Origin of the sequence: Pseudoalteromonas sp. S1608, assembly GCF_005887265.1 — a bacterium.
GTDB classification, from domain to species: Bacteria; Pseudomonadota; Gammaproteobacteria; order Enterobacterales; family Alteromonadaceae; genus Pseudoalteromonas; species Pseudoalteromonas undina.
In genome coordinates, this window is sequence record NZ_PNDK01000054.1 from 15323 (window position 1) to 33528 (window position 18206).

Sequence of the window (18206 nt, forward strand, 5' to 3'; positions counted from 1 at the left end):
GTTATGATTATTAAACGCACTTTTTCAATCACTGCGCTGATGCTAGCAGCAATAACCAGCAGCGGTTGTTCGCAACCCTCTAACAGTGCTAGTGATGCGACAAGCCCAAAAGAAATTTGGCCAACAATAGAAACAGGTATTAAAAGCGATGCTCAAATGGAGCAAAAAATCGCTGATATGCTAAAGAGCATGACGCTAGAGCAAAAAATAGCGCAAATGATCCAACCTGAAATCCGTAATATCACGGTTGAAGATATGCGTAAGTATGGTTTTGGTTCTTACTTAAATGGTGGTGGTTCATTTCCAAACAATAATAAACATGCAACCCCTGAAGATTGGGTTGATTTAGCCGAAGAAATGTACCAAGCATCTATTGATGATTCTTTAGATGGCAGCACAATCCCTACAATGTGGGGCACTGATGCGGTACATGGACACAACAATGTTATTGGCGCGACCTTATTTCCGCATAATATTGGTTTAGGTGCTGCAAACAACCCTGCACTTATTGAAAAAATAGCCGCCGCTACTGCGCGAGAAGTAATGGTTACCGGTATAGATTGGGTATTTGCACCTACTGTTGCGGTGGTTCGTGATGACCGCTGGGGCCGTACTTACGAAGGGTACTCTGAGGACCCTGAAATAGTGAAAGCGTATTCCGCTTCTATCGTTAAAGGGTTGCAAGGCGCTGTTGATGAAGACTTTTTGTCAGACACGCGAGTAGTTAGCACCGTTAAGCACTTTTTAGGTGATGGTGGCACTGTCAATGGCGACGATCAAGGTAATAATATCTTCTCTGAAGAAGAGTTATTTGCGCTTCATGCACAAGGTTATGTAGGTGGTTTGAGTGCAGGTGCGCAAACGGTTATGGCTTCGTTTAACAGCTGGCATGGCGATAAAATACACGGTAACAAATACTTATTAACCGATGTATTAAAAGAAAAAATGGGTTTTGATGGCTTTGTTGTTGGCGATTGGAATGGCCATGGACAAGTTAAAGGCTGTTCAAATAGTAACTGTGCTCAAGCTGCTAATGCAGGCTTAGACGTGTACATGGCGCCAGATGAGTGGAAACCACTATTTAGCAACTTGGTTAACCAAGCTAACAGCGGTGAAATTCCACTAAGCAGAATTAACGATGCGGTAACGCGTATCCTACGCGTTAAAGTGCGCGCAGGATTATTTGATAAACCAAGCCCCGCGAAGCGTCCTCTTTCTGGAAAAACTGAAATTATTGGTAGTAGCGATCACCGTGCAGTGGCTAAACAAGCTGTACGCGAGTCTCTAGTATTACTTAAAAATAAGCAGCAGTTACTGCCATTATCGCCTAAGACCAACGTATTAGTCGCAGGCATAGGGGCTGATAACATCGGCATGCAGTCGGGTGGTTGGAGCGTTACGTGGCAAGGAACAGGCAATACCAACAGTGACTTCCCTGGCGGCAGCTCTATTTACGCAGGTATTAAAGATACTGTAGAGCAAGCTGGTGGCAGTGCAATGCTGAGTGTTGAAGGGGAATACAAAGCACGCCCAGATGTAGCCATTGTGGTGTTTGGTGAGCAACCATATGCAGAGGGTAATGGTGATGTTGATAACCTAGAATACCAGCGCGGTAATAAAAGCGACTTAGCGCTACTGAGAAAGTTTAAAGATGCAGGAATCCCTGTTGTATCATTATTTATTAGCGGTCGCCCAATGTGGGTTAATGCTGAGCTAAATGCCAGTGATGCGTTTGTTGCTATTTGGCTTCCAGGCAGTGAAGGTGATGCAATTAGTGATGTATTGTTTAAAAATGCAGACGGTTCAATTAACCACGACTTTAAAGGAAAGTTATCGTTTTCATGGCCGAATAACCCAATCGACAATGAAAACCGCAATGACGAAGCTTATAGCCCACTACTCCCTTATGGTTTTGGCTTAACCTACGGTGATAGCAACGTACTTAAAGATGACTTGGTAGAGCAAACTCAACAGACTGAACAATTGGACGACTTAGTGTTGTTTGAACGTGCTATAAAAGCACCATGGTCGTTGGTATTAAAAAGTGGCGAGCAACAAAAAACGGTGGCGAGCAGTCGCGAGTCATTAGGTGCGGTGAGCATCCAAACATTTGATAAAGAGGTGCAAGAAGATGCACGCGCTATTCGTTTCAATGGCCAAGCGATGGCTGGGGTTAATTTAGCCGCGGCATTCCCATCTGACTTACGCTCATACATTGAAAACAATGGCCAACTGCAAATGCAAATTAAAGTAGATAAAGCGGCAACAAGCCCGCTGTGGATTGCTATGGGTTGTGGCGAAAGTTGTCAGGGTAAGTTTGATATTACTGATAACCTTGAGCAATCAGGTCACTGGCAAACATTAAACATCAACTTAAGTTGTTTTGCAGATCAGGGTGTTGACTTAGCACAAGTGTTCTCCCCTTGGCAGTTAAGCACGCAAGGTGATTGGCATGTATCTATAGCTAAACTAGCTATAACTGCAAATGCTGCCGAGCAAAGTAGTGTTACTTGTAAGTAGTCAATAATCTATTAATAAGCAGGTACTGAGAGTACCTGCTTATTATTTTTAAACACATAGTACAAAACCTACCAAATTAGTCCCTTCTTACTTTTATTCCATTCTATGTGATTGATTATATTCAGCTCAATAGTTGTCATAAAAACATGATAAAACTGCATTCGCTTTTGCATTAATAATTTGAGAGTATGCCAAAATATTAAATGCATTATGTAATTAACAGGTGAGAGAATGAATCAAATAAAGCTGGCTTCGCAGAGCATACAACCTTCAAAAATAGTCTGTGTGGGGCGCAATTACAGTGCGCATATTGCTGAATTAAACAACGAACACCCTGAGCAAATGGTAATTTTTAATAAGCCTAATAGCGCGATCACTAATACCTTACTCTCTTCCCATAACGGTGATACGTTACATTATGAAACTGAATTATGCTTTGTGATAAAAAATAAGCAGCTTGCAGGCGTAGGGATTGGACTCGATTTGACTAAGCGAGCTTTGCAAAGCAGTTTAAAAGAAAAGGGCTTGCCGTGGGAGCGTGCTAAAGCATTCGATGGGTCAGTATTATTTAGTGATTTTATTGAGTTAACGCCAGAAATGACATCGTTTATGTTTGAATTACATATTGATGGTAAAGTAATTCAGCACGGGGAAACCCAGCTAATGTTGCACCAGCCTGCGCAAATTCTGGCAGAGGTAAATGAGTTTATGGGTTTAGAAGAGGGCGATATTATTATGACCGGCACGCCTGCTGGCGTAGGGATGGTAAGCGCCGGGCGAGAGTTTAAAGTTGCTCTTTATTCTGACTATGGTCAGCAGTGTTTATTGGAGCATCATTGGTCTGTGAATCAAAGTTAAGCACATATTGATTATAGGCTTTATTAAAGTCACTAAAGTGTTCATTTAACCAGTATTGTTGATTATTTTTGTATTGCTCTGAGGTTAAAATATTGTTTTTTAGTGCGTGATTAATTTTTTTTATTGCCATAGATGCAAAATTATTTGGGGCATTGGTCGCACAACCAACGGCTATTGGAACTAATTTATTTTTATTTTGGGCAATCGGTAGGTTTACAATATTTGATTGATTGCCTTTGCTAAAGTGGCTAGTAATAAATGGGTAATCAAGCGAGTAATCTAAAGAGCCGTGTTTTAAGCGCTCCATTACAACACCACTTTCATTATCACTACTCCAGCTCATAGAAACATTAGAGTGAGTTAATGAGTTTTCAATAATATTGTTAATCTGCACAGAAAAACGACGTGCATCAGCTTGACCGTAAGTGAAGTTTTTATCAGCAAGTAAACCCACTAAGTTTATAGGGTTTCCATGCTTAGAGATTAGTTCAGGTGCTTTTGCCGCGGTAGTTATGATGTTATGTGGGGGATAAACCGCTGTAGGTAATGAATATAAAAACTGTTTATTTGCACTGCGTTTGTAAATAGCGCATGGAAAACAAACGTTCCTACCCTCATCTATGTATTTATTAATCCGCTTTTGCGGTAAAACTAAGCGGGTATGTTTCACCCCTTTTATGCTATGCATTAGCTGTTGTGTTAAATCATCGCATAAGCCAAGCTGTTTTGTTTCTTTGCTTAAATGAAACGGAGGGGTTTTACTTTGTAACCATAAAATCTCTTCTATTGGCTTTGCTGTTTTACTATGACTGTAAGTAGAAAAAGTGACCAAAATGCCAAGACATAAAAAACGAAGTGATTGCATTACAAATAGATCCGCCTAGAAAATTTGTTGCGTATTATACTAGTGATGCCTAAAAAATAAACATAAAGAACAGCAAAGCATCAATTTCATTGAAACGTATTTATACTTTGCTGTTTTTGATCACCTGCTAGGCTTAAAACCTCTTGCCGTGATTAAATCGCCCTATATAGAACAAACTTAAATCCCCAAAAATTAATAAGCCCTAGTATGGCATTGGGTTATTTCTGAATATGGTATCAATCGCTAGAAGTACATCGTCGCTAAGAGTTAGCTCAAATGCATCAATGTCTTCTTTTAATTGCGCCATAGTAGTGGCACCAATAATAGATGAGGTAACGCCATCCACTTGATTACACCACGCTAGCGCTAATTGTGCTGGTGTCATGTTGTGTTCATGGGCAAGTTCAACATACTCTTTGGTCGCCTTTTGTGATTGTGGCGTATCTCTAAAAATACCGTTACGTTGCATAAATGTCCAACGAGAGCCTTCAGGGCGCGCTCCATTTAGGTATTTACCCGTTAATAGTCCAGCAGCTAAAGGTGACCAAGGTAAATAAGCAATATCTTCATGCACACATTGCTCTATTAAATAAGGCCAATCTTTCGCATGCGCTAAACTAAACTCATTTTGAATAGACACCATTTTTGGTAAATTGTGCTCTTTGGCTAAATTTAAAAATTGGCTAATCCCCCACGGGGTGTCGTCAGAAAGTCCACAGTGTTTAATTTTACCCGCTTTAACACACGCATCTAAACCCTCTAAAATATCAAGCATGTCAGCGGTGTGCTGTTTTGCATCGACCTCAGTAAATTTAAGCATGCCAGGCCATTGCCTTGCAAAATGAGGAGTGCGGCGATTTGGCCAATGTAATTGGTATAAGTCAATATAGTCGGTTTGTAGGCGTTTTAGAGACTGATCAACTGCATCAATAACAGCTTGGCGAGTAATATCACCACCATCACGGATCCATGAAAGCCCATTACCGGCAATTTTAGTTGCAATAACAATGTCTTTTCGTTTCTGTGAATTACGTGCGACCCAATTCCCTATAATTTCCTCAGTTTTACCATAAGTATCGGGAGAGGGAGGAACTGCGTACATTTCTGCCGTATCAATAAAGTTAACACCACGGTCAAGAGCATAGGCTATTTGCTCATCAGCATCATGCTGGGTATTTTGTACTCCCCAGGTCATACTACCTAAACAGACCCTAGAAACACTAATATCACTACTGCCTAATTGACTATATTGCATTACTAATCCTAATTATTCGTTTTCAGAGTTTGCTTTTAAAGCCGATAACAAAGGTTCTGTGATCGTGGCTTTTTGCCCTGTTTTAAAGTCAAACATCACCACTTTTGACATGCCAGTGGTTGTTATCGCATTTTGCGCATGACTGAATACACTGTAATTCATTATAAATCTGTCTGACTTAATATCACTGATAGTAATACCTACGCTTAATGTGTCAGGAAACGTCACAGGGCGTTTGTAGCGAATATTATTTTCACTGATCACAGGGCCAGTGGCTTTAGCATTGATAGTATCAAATAAATTTAATTTATTTAAAAAGTCGATTCTGGCTATTTCAAAATAACGAAGATAAACACAGTTATTAACATGCTGTAGGGCATCCATATCGCCCCACGCTACAGTAATGTCGGTATGAATAGGGTGTTGTTGTTTAAACGTTTCCATGTATTTATAGCTCTTGGTTTTAAAGTATTTAGATTAGCAACATGGTCGGATGAGCTCAAGGGAATTATAGTTGGCAAAAATTCTAGGGCTAAAATTGTACCTCTTTGAATTCATGACTATAGTAACTATTAACACACAAGGAGATAACTATGCAGAATATAATTAATTGGTTATTGGCATGCACCGTTTTTATAGCGTCGTTTACTTGTTACGCTATGGGTAATGAGGCAGGAGCAATTATTTTGATTTTATTAGGCTTTTCTTTAGAAATTTTATTTTGGATGTATTGTTTTAATAAGCCCAAGAAAAATAGGCGCTCTTTTTAAATAACAACAAGCTTGCTAATTAGCAGCGATTCCACAATAATGGCTGTATAAATAAACAGTTGTTATTGTGTGATGAAAAAGTTTATTCATATAGATATGGACTGCTTTTATGCAGCCGTTGAAATGCGCGACAACCCCAAGCTTGCAAGTGTACCGCTGGCAATTGGCGGTAACAGTCGCCGTGGAGTGCTCTCTACCGCTAATTATATTGCCAGAGAATATGGGGTGCGCTCTGCTATGTCTAACTATCATGCCAAACAGCTTTGCCCCGATTTAGTTATTGTGCCCGGAAGAATGGCTGTTTATAAACAAGTATCAACTCAAATCCGCGCTATATTTAACCGCTATACTGATCTTGTAGAGCCTCTTTCACTTGATGAAGCGTACCTAGATGTTACCGACAGTACTGCATTTAAAGGCAGTGCAACGTTAATTGCTGAGCAGATCCGCACCGATATTTTTAATACCACAGGGCTGACCGCTTCTGCGGGGATTGCGCCAATTAAATTTATAGCCAAAATTGCTAGCGATGAAAATAAACCCAATGGCCAATTTGTAGTATTGCCTGAGCAAGTTGACTCGTTTTTAGCCCAATTACCACTAGGTAAAATTCCAGGAGTGGGTAAGGTAACCTTGGAGAAGCTTAATTTAAAAGGGTTGTACACGGGCCAAGATGTTCGCGAAAAAGGGGCTAATTGGATGCAGCAACATGTGGGGAATTTTGGCGTGTCGTTATATCAAAAATGTATGGGGGAGCATATAGGGCGGGTTTCAACTGAGCGGATTCGTAAGTCATTGAGCGTGGAGCATACTTATGAATACAACAAAAATAGTCTTGATGAGTGCTTGGAGCAATTACCGCAACTGTTAGGTGAGCTCGAGGTTAGATTAAACAAACAGCAGCTACAAAATAAAATTAACAAGTTAAGTGTTAAAGTTAAATTTGCTAATTTTGTTGTGACCTCAGCAGATCAAGCGAATCATCAATTAAACACGGCTATTTTTAAAGAGTTACTCGCCAAAGCCTATCAACGCGGATTACAACAACCTGTGCGTTTATTAGGAATTGGTGTTGGTATTAAAAACCAACCAGAGCATAATTTACAGCTGAGTATTTTAGACGTGTAAAAGCTGTAACTCTAGGTTGCCAGTAAGTATGCAGATTACCGCAGTTTACTGGTTATAAATTGCTAAATAAATAATAATAGGGGCTACGTTTTCTAACAGGATCCTTTTTTATGGCATATCCAAAAGCAGTGCTGGCTCAGCCAGTTAGTGCAAGCCTAGATTGTGCATCACACGATGCACTAATTATTATCAGCGATGACTTTTCTCACATACCAAATACGCCTCTGCGCGATGCAATTTTAAATCAAGCTCAAGTAGACTCTCGCATAGGTAATCAAGTTACCTTGCTAGTAATTGCCGGTAAACGTGTTGTATTAGCCCCTACAGGCCCTTTAAATAGAGATTATGATGATGTACGTCGCTATTTTGATGCGGCTAAATTAGCCATTAACGAGGCTAAAGCGTCAGGCAGTGTTAACCCCGCTATTTACTTACCTGCTTTAAATACCGACAGCCGTTACCAATACGCACTAGAAGTGGCCTATTTAGGCGCATGCCAAGCATTATGGCAGCCTCTTGAAGCACGTGAATTTCATGGTCATGGTATTGAGCCAATTACTCAAATCGGTTTAATTGATGCCAATGAGCAAACGATTAAAGCAGTCAATGCATTAGCAGCTGGACAATATGCTGCACGTGATTTATGTGGTACCGAGCCTGAACGTATGGCACCACCACGCTTTGCTGATTACTGTAGCGAACTATTTAATAATAGCGCAGTGAGCGTTGATGTGATTGATGACTTGGCTGCCATTGATAAACACTATCCGATGCTAAGTACTGTTGCTCGTGCATCTTATGCAGTAGAGCGTCATCATCCACGCGTTGTTAAACTTGAATATGTACCAGAGGGTGAAGTAACGCGCACACTGATGTTTGTTGGTAAAGGCTTAGTTTATGACACAGGCGGTGCAGATTTAAAAGTAGGCGGCTACATGGCAGGTATGAGTCGAGATAAAGGTGGTGCGGCTTCTGTGGCTGGATTTATGAAAGCAGTTGCTGATTACCAGCCTAAAGGCGTTAAAGTGATTGCCTTTTTAGCAGTGGTACGTAACTCAATTGGTTCAGATTGTTTTGTTCCTGATGAAATTATTACTAGCCGTGAAGGTGTGCGAGTGCGCATTGGTAATACTGATGCCGAAGGGCGTCTAGCGATGGGTGATTTACTTAGTGAAATGAAAGATTTGGCTGTAAACGAAATAAACCCAACGCTGTTTACTGTGGCTACTTTAACAGGGCATGCTGCACGTGCGATGGGACCATATGGTGCTTATGTAGAAAATGGGCCAGCACGTAGTGCTAATATTTCACGTCAATTAGCTGATTGTGGTGATTTATGGGCTGACGGTGCTGAAGTATCACGTTCACGTCGTGAAGATTATGACTTTATAAAACCACGCACTTTAGCCGATGATGTGCTTTCTAGTAATAATGCGGCTTCTGCCGTCACAGCGCGCGGTCATCAATTCCCAATGGCATTTTTAGCTGTGGTAGGCGGGTTAGATAAGCATGGTAATGAGACTACTTTACCACTTCCTTATGTGCATATGGATATTGCCGGTAGTGGTGTTGAAGGTGGTGATTGGCAACATGGTAAACCAACTGCGGCCTCAGTAAGCAGTTTATTTGCCCGCTACTGTTTATAATTCTCTATAAATAAGTCTAAAAAGCCCTGAAAATCAGGGCTTTTTTAATTGAGTTAACTAAGCTTAAAGCGCGATACCACGCTAGATAATTCAACACTGCTTTGTTTGAGTTTGTCGCTGGCAAGGGTTAAATCCTTAGTATTACCTAATGATTGCTCCGTTGATTGCGAAAGATCGTTAATTCTTAAGTTTACTTCATCTGCGGCCGATGTTTGCTGCTCTGTTGCTCTTGCAATTTGGCCGTTCATATCGGTGATCACCGATACTAACCTGTCTATTTCATCCAGTGATGTGTTTGCCGAAGAGGCTTGTTCAACCGTAGAAATAGAAATTTCTTGGCTAGATTTTACCGCCTCAACTGCGGCTTTAGCGCCTTCTTGCAGTTTAGCTATCATGGCTTGAATTTCATCGGTGCTTTTACCTGTTCGACTTGCTAAGGTTCTTACTTCATCGGCTACGACGGCAAAGCCTCTACCATGCTCACCTGCCCGTGCAGCCTCAATGGCTGCATTGAGTGCCAACAGGTTAGTTTGCTCTGCAATGCTTCTTATTACATCAAGCACCGAGCCAATATTATTACTCTCTTGAGCAAGATCAGCGGTTACTTTACTTACGGTTTCTATATTACTCGAGAGGGTTTCAATGGCGATAATCGTTTTAGATACCACATTTTTGCCCGTTGATGCATTACTGGCAGTATCATTTGCGGCTTGTTCAGCGGCTTCGGCATTACGGCTAACATCATGAATTTGATGAGTCATTTCCTCCATTGCAGCGGCTACTTGGGTGCTACTGTCGTTTTGAAGCTCAATAAACGACTGGCTGGTTTTGCTAGAATCATCTACAGCATGGGCATGCTCGTTTACATCGTTTGCGCTTTTGGCAACTAGTACTAAAGACTCTCTAATTTTAGAGACAAATAAATTAAATGATCTCGAAAGTTGAGATATTTCATCATTACCATTTTCGTTGAGAGTACGAGTTAAATCCCCCTCACCTTGAGAGATATCTTTCATCATCTGCGCTGCTAAACGAGTCGGCGTTAAAATGCTTCGGCCAATAAAGTAGCTAAATAACACCACCACAATAATCATAATAACAACGTTGATAATGATGATAGTGCGCTGCTGCGAAAAGGCACTGTCTATGGTATCAAGATAAACTCCCGAGCCGATTATCCATTGCCACTGATCAAAACCTTTAACAAACGCAATTTTATCTACGGGGTTGTCATTACCGGGCTTTGGCCATTTATAAGGCACATAACCTTCGCCGGATTGTTTTACAACGCTAACCATCTCAACAAATAACGGGGTGCCATCAGGGTCTTTATTATTAGTTAAATCTTTTCCCTCAAGAGCTGGCTTTATTGGGTGCATTACCATCGCCGGCTGGTAATTATTGATCCAAAAATAGTTAGTGTCATCATAGCGCAATGAGCGGATTGAGGCGATTGCTTGAGACTGTGCTTGTTGGCGAGTAAGAGTTTGGTTTTGTTCAAGGGCTGCATAGTGCTTAATAGTACTATATGCAGTTTCTACCACATTTTTAGTTTTAAGGTATTGCTCGTTTTTGAGCGCTTGGTATTGGTTACTCAAGCTCGAAATACTCAATACAATTAAACCAAATATTACAATCCCTACTAAAATGGCTAGACGTTGAAATATAGTAAAACGACGGAGATTTAGCATAAACATGTTCCTGTATAAGAGCATTACTTCTCTTTAATAAGCATAGTTAAAATATAGGCTAATAGAGCTTTATTTTCATAATATTGAATTTTTATATTTAGTTGTTAGCGGTTAATTTAAATACAATACAAGTTGCGCGCTCAGGCTTAGATTTTTAGTTACTCTATGCTTAAATGGATTTAATTATTGTTTGTTGACGTTTCAATATATCTTATTTGCATAAAAAAAGGCTGATACTTGTATCAGCCTTTAGTCGAATAATTAACCTAACGTTAGTTAATTTGTATTAAAATTACGGTTAAAGAAGTTAGTAATAGTTTGATGTAAATGAGTTTGAACTTGTTTACCGCGAAGACTATGTTTTGAGCCTGGGTAAGTCATCATTTCAAACTGTTGATTGTTATCTTGCAGCTGTTTAAACAATTTTGTTGCATGGGTAAACAACACGTTGTCATCGGCCATACCATGGTAAATCATTAATGGGCCTTTAAGGCCTTCAGCATATGGGAAAACAGCACTGTCGGTATAACCTTGCGCATTTGTATCAGGGTGACCTAAATAACGCTCGGTGTAGTGAGTATCGTATAAGGCCCAGTCAGTTACAGGTGCGCCTGAAACACCAGCACTAAAGTAATCGCCTGCTTTAAACATGGTCATTAGCGCCATATAACCACCGTAGCTGTGACCATAAATACCAATGCGTGCAGGGTCTACGTAATCAAGTGTACGTAAAAACTCAACGCCTTTAATCTGATCAGCTACTTCAACAACGCCTAAATTTTTATATATTGCATCTTCAAACTTTTTACCACGATTGTAAGAGCCGCGGTTATCTAGTTGAAAAATAACATAACCTTGTTGCGCCATATATTGAAAGTATAAGTTTTTACTACGCCAGCTATTAGTTACTCGCTGAGCATGAGGGCCGCCATACACGTTAACAATAACTGGGTGCTTTTTACCCTTAGCCATGTTTGTAGGTTTAAATAAACGGTAATGCATAACTTGGCCGTCTTCAGCGGTAATAGTACCGTACTCAGGCTGTGCTAAATCGGTTAAAAAGGGAGTTAGCGGGTGAGAGTCGTCTAGTTTATTCTCTTCAAGCCACGTAATAAACTCACCATTGATTTTGCGCAGCGCTGCTGAATTTGGCTTATTCACCGATGAGCTAGTGTCAATGAAGGTTTTGTTATCTTTAGCCAGTACAACATTGTGGTATTGGCCTTTTTCAGTGATGCGCTTAATTGCCCCTTTTTTAAATAAAGGCGCACTGTATAAGTGGCTTTCAAGCGCAGTATCTTTACGCGCTGCAAAGTAAACTATACCATTTTTTTCATCTACGCCTTTTAAGCTATCAACAACCCAGTCACCAGCTGTTATTTGACGAATAAGTTGGCCATTATTACCGTACAAATAAAGGTGCTTAAATCCATCTCGCTCCGAGGCCCACACAAAATGTTTTTTATCTTTTAAAAACTCAAGATCAAAATGTAGGTTTATCCAAGTATCGCTTTTTTCAGTTAATGCGACGGTTTGCTGTTTTGTTTTACTGTTGTAAAAGCGTAATTCTAAATTGTGCTGAGAACGATTTTGCCACTGGTAAGACAGGGTGTTGCTATCGTTTAACCATTTAGCACGAGCGATATAAATATCTTTATTTTCACCTAAGTCAACCCAGTCAACTGCTTGGTCATTAAGCTTTACAACGCCAAGTTGAATGTCAACATTGTTAGTGCCAGTAAATGGGTAACGCTGATTAAATAGCTTTACTTCATCAGCATAAATTTCGTTACGAATCGCTTCTTGAACAGGGCTTTCATCAACGCGAGTAAAGGCGATTTTAGATTCATCATTTGCCCACCAATAACCGGTCATGCGGCTCATTTCTTCTTGCGCCACAAATTCGGCCATACCGTTTTTAATAACGCCACCGCCATCTTTACTTAATTGAATTTCTTTACCAGATGCCAGTTCTAATGCGAAGAGGTTTTGCTCACGAACAAACGACACAAAATTACCTTTTGGAGAAAAGCGCGCATCGGTTTCAAATGCTTCAGTGTTAGTCAGCTTTTTACTATTTTTTGTTTTTAAGTCGAAGTAATAAAGGTCGCCATTAAGAGGGAATAATAACGCTTTACCATCTTTTGACCATTTGTATTCAAGAATACCTTTACCAAAAATACGCTGGCGTTCACGGCGTGCTTTTTCTTCATCTGACAGGTTTTCTGGGCCTGAAAATAATTGCGCTGAATCAACGAGCAATCGATTGGTGTTATCTTTTAAATTATATTCCCATAAATCATAGCGGTTATAGTCATCTGCTTTACCTTGTAAGTAGGTAACACGGCTACCATCGGGAGAAAACTTAAGTTGTACCGGAGATTTGCCAGCTAAGCTTGGATCATCAAATATACGCTCAAGCGTTAACGGCTTTGCTTGAACGCTTAATGCGCCCGCCATCAGGGGTATTGCCAGTGAGAGGTGTTTTAGTTTTTTTAACACAGGATTGCCTTTACTTACATAAAATTATCCCCGATGGTAAAGCACAAGCGTGTGCAACTGCAACTAAATGCTATAAAGTGTGAAGTAAAATAACCTAAGGATTTAACATGCGCGAAACATCATTTACCTTAGCCCCAGAGCTGGCAAGAGATTGTATTGAACTGGCCGATTGGCCTCTTTGTAAGGTATTACTACTAAATGACAGCCAATACCCATGGTTTATATTAGTTCCTAGAATAGCGGGTTTAAAAGAGATAATAGATTTAACCGAGCAGCAACAAATTACTTATTTACAGGAGTCGGCTAAGCTCAGTCATTTATTAATTGAGGTGTTTAATCCTGATAAGTTAAATGTGGCCGCGCTTGGCAATATGGTACCGCAATTACATATTCATCATATAGCGCGTTTTAAAACAGATATTGCATGGCCTGCGCCGGTATGGGGCAAGTTCCCAAGTGTCCCTTATACTAATGAGCAGATAGAGCAATTAAAAACGCATTTTTAAAATCAGAATGGGTTACTTTGAGGAGATAGTATGAAATTAATAAAACAACTCTGCACAAGTGTATTTATAGCAGCCATTGCTGTTTCAACAGTAATAGCGAGCGAGCAGCCGGTAGCTACGGATGTGGTAAATAACGTTAGCATTAAAAACTTTGCAGCACATAACAACCTGGTTTTTTCAGCAGCGCAACCGACTAAAGAGCAGTTTAAGCAATTATCGCAAGCCAAGGTAAAGCATGTTATTAATTTACGTGCAGCAGATGAGCAAGACTGGGATGAAGGCGCGTTAGTCAACTCTTTAGGAATGAGCTACCACGCAATTGAGATTGCGGGTGCAAAAGACGTAAACACTGATAATGCAAAGCAGTTAGCCAATCTTTTAGAGCAACTTAAAGGTGAGTCGGTGGTTGTTCATTGTGCAAGTAGCAACCGTGTTGGCGCGTTAATGGCTATTTCAGCCCACCAGCAAGGTACAGATATAGAGTCTGCGATTGAAATCGGTAAGCAGTGGGGAATGGCAAGCCTTGAGCCGGTTGTACGCAAAGTGGTGAATGACAAATAAGCATACTGATAAGTAATAAAAAAGCGTTACAATGTAACGCTTTTTATTTAATTAGCTTTTGTTAATCAAGGCCAAGCACATCTTTACCTTGTTTAAAGGTCACATCTACAGGGATGTTCGCTTTGCTTAACTTTTCTAAGTCTTTAGCAAGTTCCGCTTTAATATCGCCATGAGTGGCAATAAGTTGATCTACTTTTTCGTAATCACCGTCACCTTGTAGAGTTAAAATAAGGCGCGATAATTTTGCCATGGCATCACCCATTTTATCCATGTTGATGCTGTATAGCTCATCTTCATTTTTGGAAAAAGCACCTTCTTGAGCAAAAAAGTTAAAGCGGATCATGTTTGCTTTACCATGTGCACTTGAGGCACCGAAACGTACTGAGCGGAAAATACCCGCCATAAAGGTGGTGTAGTAATCTTCTAAACTCCCTTCAGTGATCTCACCTTTTTTAAGTAACTGTTCAACCATGTATAAACCAAGAATATCGGCTTTACCTTCTTCTAAAGCACTAGCGTGTTCTTGAAGTGATTGGCGAACGGTACCTTTACCCGTTAAGGTGTTTTTAATCCCTAAACCGTGAGCCACTTCATGGAACATGGTATTGGCAAAAAATGCATCAAAGGTAATGTGTTTGCGTTGCTCTGGCACAATTAACTGCTCTGAGATAGGCACTAAAATTTTATCAAACTTCGCACGCATTGCGTTTTTAAGCTGTAAACGACGTGTGCCTTTTTCTAATTGCACCTGCTCATCATTGGGCAAATTAATAGCAATGGTTTTACTGCCAGCATTTGAGTGCCCAGCATAATAAACAACATCATAGGCATTTAAGTCAGCATCTGATCCTGGTACTTCTTGCTTGTACTTGCTATCAACAGGTAAGCCTTTTTGCAGCTCAGGTAAAAAGGCAGCAAATTTAGCCAGACGTTCGCTCCATTTTAAATCTTTAATTAGTACATACGATTCATAGGCAGCACGGTAACCAAATAATTGGTCTTCGTAGTTTTCAATTGGGCCAATAACCACATCAATTGGATTATTTTTCATATCCATCCAAGCGAAGTCAGAGGCTTGGAAGTCATCGCTTTGTATTGCGTCAGCTCGTAAGTTTAGGTAGTTGGCGAATTCTTTGTCGTCGGCTAGCTTGCTGGCTTCTCTAAGTAACTCAGCAGCTTGAGCAAGCTCTACGGCATATTCTTCTGAATAAGGAGTGCTGTATAAGTTGCCTAGTTCATCACGTTTAATCAGTGAGTAAAGCCCTGTTTTATCTTTTACATCAGCGTTATTAAGCTCTTCTTTGGTGATGTCGGCTGGGTAAAAGCCTGCACCAAGCGGCTTTTCTTTATAGCCTGATAAGAATACTTCATCGCCGTTTAAGCGATCCCATGGGCCATAGTTAATATCAGCAAACTGACGTACTTTTTCATCATCTAGTTGTGCTAAAAAGTCTTGCTTATCTTTACCAAATGCTTGCTTCCAGAATAAATCATCCATAATTTTTGAAGCATCAATAAGTTTAGCTACCATAGCTTTTTGATTGTCAGACAAGTGTGATAAGTCACTTTGTAAACTAAAGTCTGTATATATGTCTAAGCGTTGACGGTCAATATTAACAAGCGCTGGCCCAGAAGGCGTTTGAGAAGCCGTTGGCGCTGAGCTTTGCGGCGTATTACTTGAAGACGGTGCTTGCTCAGAGCAGGCACTAAGAAAAACGATGCCAGAGAGCAGTATTGCTTGGCTAATTTTATTTAAGATCATTATATTGCCTTTAAAAAGTCTATTTTATAACTTGTATACTGTAAGTTAAGGTACTGAAGCGTGTTAATGTGCCTTAGCATGTTTGCATTAAAGCAAAACCCACTAGCAAATAGCAAGTATTAGGCGTTAGTGCGCATAAATCAGTGAGGCACTAGTAAAAAATCAATAATTATCTACAATTTTTTCTACTTTGGGTATATGTTTAGTACTGCTAAGCTTTGAAATAATTAATAATATAAGACTTGCTGTAAAGTGTAGGTCATTAAGCAAAGGGATATTTTATGTCTACAGAAAATGCCTTACTCACAATTTTGGTTGACAGAATTAACAACGACACACTGGTGTTACCTACGTTACCAGAGGTAGCGATTAAGGTTCGTCAAGCCGCTGACAATCCAGATGTAAATTTGATGCAAATGTCAGATGCAATAGCACATGACCCTGCACTGTCTGCGCGAATGATTAAAGTAGCAAATAGTGCCATTATGGGTCGTGCTGTAAAGGTGTCTAACTTACATCAAGCAGTGACACGTATTGGCTTAAGGCAAATAAAAAATATAGCTACAGCCATGGCAATGGAGCAGCTGTTTGTATCTAATAATGAGCTAATAAAGGGATACATGGGCAAGGCGTGGCAAAAAACGCTGCATGTGGCCTCGCATTCTATTTCATTGATGGAGTTTTACTTAAAAAGAAATACTCACACTTCGCTTAACCGTGATGCCATTACACTAGCTTCATTGGTTTATAATATTGGGGTGTTACCGATTTTAACTGAGGCTGAGCGACACCCAGAAGTGTTTGCCAATCCGAGTTTTTTAGCGCATGCAATTCAACGTTTAAGCGGTAAAATTGGTGGCTCAATAATGAAAGCATGGGAATTCCCTGATGTGTTTGTAGAGGTTGCACAGCACTGGGCTGATGTTAACTATCGCTCTACTGAAGTGAGTTATATCGACTTTATTCGCATTGGTGCAATCCTTGAGGGAACCCTACAAGTATCAGATAAATCTGCGGCGCTACAAACCTATATTGATAAAGGCATTTTTCCTTCATTAGAAATGTTAGAGAGTGAGGAATACTTGCATATGGTTGAAGACGTAAAAGAAATGTTTAGCTAAATTTTTGAACAATAAAAAGCACGATTAGTATCGTGCTTTTTATTTGTTTAATAAAGCTTTTACGCTAAATCGTCTGCATCACCTAAGCCTTGAGTAAGCTCTTCAAGAAGCTGTTTTATTTCCTCAGATGCAAGAATAAAGTCAGCGTCTAGTTTAACCGCCATATCTTCTTTAGGAATATCGGCATTTTCTTCTTTAAGTGTTTCGCTATAGCTTAAACGTTTAATTGAACCATCGTTTTGTAGCATAAACTTAACGCGTTCTTGCCAATCCAAGGCAAGCTTAGTTACGCGTTTACCACTTTCAAGGTGCGATTTTACTTCGTCACACGCTAAGTCATGGCCTTTAAGCTTAACTTGGGCTCCACTGTCATCCGCTTCTTCAAGCTCAGCATCAGAGCCAATCGCAAAGCCCTCTGGAGTACTAAAGTTAGTAAGCCAGTCAGTTAAAAACACATCTAAATCATAGTTAGCAAACGCAGGAACAACGGGTAGCGTACCTAATGATTTACGTAGTAACGCCAGAAGCTCTTCCGCTTTATTAAAGCTTGCGCTATTAACTACAACCCAACCATTTTCCTGGTCTATGAACGCAAACTGTAGGCTCGACTTTTTAAATGCTTGTGGCAGTAGCGTGTGCAAGATGTTTTCTTTTAATTCATCTTTTTCTTTTTTCTTTACTGGTCGATTTTCTTCAGCTTCAATCTGATCAACCTTCTCTGCAACAAGCTCATTTATTACAGATGCCGGTAACACTTTCTCTTCACGCTTGGCGCAGACTAAAATGCTTTTTTGTGAAAAGTGAGACAAAGTTTCACCATGTTTACCAAATGCTTTTGTCCAGCCAAATGTTGCCAACTCTTGGCCAGTACATGGACGAAATAGATCTTGTTCTAACGCCTTGTCAAAGTCTTCTTGAGTGTACGAAACGTCTTGTTTAAAGCGATAGCATATAAGGTTACTAAACCACATAGGGAAATGATCCATTTAAAAAATTTGTGCAATCATAGCAATAAAAGCCG

At 40.1% G+C, this 18206-nt stretch carries 14 protein-coding genes; 7 read left to right on the forward strand and 7 right to left on the reverse strand.

The window, feature by feature from the left end; all coding sequences use genetic code 11:
• The first annotated feature begins 3 nt into the window (after window positions 1-3).
• Window positions 4-2520 (forward strand): glycoside hydrolase family 3 protein, encoded by a 2517-nt coding sequence (locus CWB75_RS17510; protein ID WP_138571311.1) that lies wholly within the window; start codon window positions 4-6, stop codon window positions 2518-2520.
• A 231-nt stretch (window positions 2521-2751) separates the two neighbouring features.
• Entirely contained in the window at window positions 2752-3378 is a 627-nt protein-coding gene (locus CWB75_RS17515; protein WP_138571312.1) for a fumarylacetoacetate hydrolase family protein, read from the forward strand.
• Here the strand turns inward: CWB75_RS17515 and CWB75_RS17520 are convergent.
• The 3 genes from CWB75_RS17520 to CWB75_RS17530 form a co-directional block, all read right to left on the reverse strand.
• Complete coding sequence (locus CWB75_RS17520) at window positions 3305-4243, reverse strand: ABC transporter substrate-binding protein (protein WP_138571313.1); 939 nt, start codon at window positions 4241-4243, stop codon at window positions 3305-3307. The two genes, CWB75_RS17515 and CWB75_RS17520, sit on opposite strands and share 74 nt — an antisense overlap.
• Window positions 4244-4445: 202 nt before the next feature.
• Window positions 4446-5498 carry an aldo/keto reductase gene (locus CWB75_RS17525; protein WP_054202218.1) on the reverse strand — a complete coding sequence of 351 codons (1053 nt, stop codon included), beginning with the start codon at window positions 5496-5498 and terminating at the stop codon, window positions 4446-4448.
• Between the two features lie 12 nt (window positions 5499-5510).
• On the reverse strand, window positions 5511-5942 hold the full coding sequence (locus CWB75_RS17530; RefSeq protein ID WP_054202217.1) for an acyl-CoA thioesterase: 432 nt from the start codon (window positions 5940-5942) through the stop codon (window positions 5511-5513).
• Between the two features lie 398 nt (window positions 5943-6340).
• On the opposite strand from CWB75_RS17530, the gene dinB reads away from it, so the two are divergent.
• Window positions 6341-7396, forward strand: coding sequence for a DNA polymerase IV (gene dinB / locus CWB75_RS17535; RefSeq protein ID WP_138571328.1), 1056 nt, complete (start codon window positions 6341-6343; stop codon window positions 7394-7396).
• 110 nt (window positions 7397-7506) lie between these two features.
• The gene (locus tag CWB75_RS17540; RefSeq protein ID WP_138571314.1) at window positions 7507-9042 is read left to right on the forward strand and encodes a M17 family metallopeptidase; all 1536 of its coding nucleotides are present in this window, start codon (window positions 7507-7509) and stop codon (window positions 9040-9042) included.
• Between the two features lie 53 nt (window positions 9043-9095).
• Here the strand turns inward: CWB75_RS17540 and CWB75_RS17545 are convergent, their stop codons facing one another.
• Both CWB75_RS17545 and CWB75_RS17550 read right to left on the reverse strand, forming a co-directional pair.
• Window positions 9096-10733, reverse strand: a complete 1638-nt coding sequence (locus tag CWB75_RS17545; protein WP_138571315.1) for a methyl-accepting chemotaxis protein — start codon at window positions 10731-10733, stop codon at window positions 9096-9098.
• Between the two features lie 276 nt (window positions 10734-11009).
• Window positions 11010-13235, reverse strand: a complete 2226-nt coding sequence (locus tag CWB75_RS17550; RefSeq protein WP_138571316.1) for a S9 family peptidase — start codon at window positions 13233-13235, stop codon at window positions 11010-11012.
• A gap of 107 nt (window positions 13236-13342) precedes the next feature.
• Between CWB75_RS17550 and CWB75_RS17555 the strand changes: the two genes are divergently transcribed.
• Together CWB75_RS17555 and CWB75_RS17560 are read left to right on the forward strand one after the other, a co-directional pair.
• Complete coding sequence (locus CWB75_RS17555; RefSeq protein WP_138571317.1) at window positions 13343-13741, forward strand: HIT domain-containing protein; 399 nt, start codon at window positions 13343-13345, stop codon at window positions 13739-13741.
• A 30-nt stretch (window positions 13742-13771) separates the two neighbouring features.
• Entirely contained in the window at window positions 13772-14302 is a 531-nt protein-coding gene (locus CWB75_RS17560) for a phosphatase domain-containing putative toxin (protein ID WP_010390914.1), read from the forward strand.
• A gap of 61 nt (window positions 14303-14363) precedes the next feature.
• Here the strand turns inward: CWB75_RS17560 and CWB75_RS17565 are convergent, their stop codons facing one another.
• Complete coding sequence (locus CWB75_RS17565) at window positions 14364-16064, reverse strand: DUF8614 domain-containing protein (RefSeq protein ID WP_138571318.1); 1701 nt, start codon at window positions 16062-16064, stop codon at window positions 14364-14366.
• Between the two features lie 281 nt (window positions 16065-16345).
• Here CWB75_RS17565 and CWB75_RS17570 point away from each other — a divergent pair, with 281 nt between their 5' ends.
• Window positions 16346-17185, forward strand: coding sequence for an HDOD domain-containing protein (locus CWB75_RS17570; RefSeq protein ID WP_010390918.1), 840 nt, complete (start codon window positions 16346-16348; stop codon window positions 17183-17185).
• Between the two features lie 59 nt (window positions 17186-17244).
• Here the strand turns inward: CWB75_RS17570 and rdgC are convergent, their stop codons facing one another.
• Window positions 17245-18156 (reverse strand): recombination-associated protein RdgC, encoded by a 912-nt coding sequence (rdgC, locus tag CWB75_RS17575; RefSeq protein ID WP_010390919.1) that lies wholly within the window; start codon window positions 18154-18156, stop codon window positions 17245-17247.
• Window positions 18157-18206: the final 50 nt, after the last annotated feature.

Excerpts from the sequence above, each read along its gene's own strand:
- CWB75_RS17565 (WP_138571318.1), bottom strand. The coding sequence starts at position 16,064 with ATGATCTTAAATAAAATTAGCCAAGCAATACTGCTCTCTGGCATCGTT.
- CWB75_RS17540 (WP_138571314.1), top strand. The coding sequence starts at position 7,507 with ATGGCATATCCAAAAGCAGTGCTGGCTCAGCCAGTTAGTGCAAGCCTA.
- CWB75_RS17515 (WP_138571312.1), top strand. The coding sequence starts at position 2,752 with ATGAATCAAATAAAGCTGGCTTCGCAGAGCATACAACCTTCAAAAATA.
- CWB75_RS17530 (WP_054202217.1), bottom strand. The coding sequence starts at position 5,942 with ATGGAAACGTTTAAACAACAACACCCTATTCATACCGACATTACTGTA.
- CWB75_RS17520 (WP_138571313.1), bottom strand. The coding sequence starts at position 4,243 with ATGCAATCACTTCGTTTTTTATGTCTTGGCATTTTGGTCACTTTTTCT.
- dinB (WP_138571328.1), top strand. The coding sequence starts at position 6,341 with ATGAAAAAGTTTATTCATATAGATATGGACTGCTTTTATGCAGCCGTT.
- CWB75_RS17510 (WP_138571311.1), top strand. The coding sequence starts at position 4 with ATGATTATTAAACGCACTTTTTCAATCACTGCGCTGATGCTAGCAGCA.
- CWB75_RS17525 (WP_054202218.1), bottom strand. The coding sequence starts at position 5,498 with ATGCAATATAGTCAATTAGGCAGTAGTGATATTAGTGTTTCTAGGGTC.
- CWB75_RS17560 (WP_010390914.1), top strand. The coding sequence starts at position 13,772 with ATGAAATTAATAAAACAACTCTGCACAAGTGTATTTATAGCAGCCATT.
- CWB75_RS17545 (WP_138571315.1), bottom strand. The coding sequence starts at position 10,733 with ATGCTAAATCTCCGTCGTTTTACTATATTTCAACGTCTAGCCATTTTA.
- CWB75_RS17570 (WP_010390918.1), top strand. The coding sequence starts at position 16,346 with ATGTCTACAGAAAATGCCTTACTCACAATTTTGGTTGACAGAATTAAC.
- CWB75_RS17555 (WP_138571317.1), top strand. The coding sequence starts at position 13,343 with ATGCGCGAAACATCATTTACCTTAGCCCCAGAGCTGGCAAGAGATTGT.
- rdgC (WP_010390919.1), bottom strand. The coding sequence starts at position 18,156 with ATGTGGTTTAGTAACCTTATATGCTATCGCTTTAAACAAGACGTTTCG.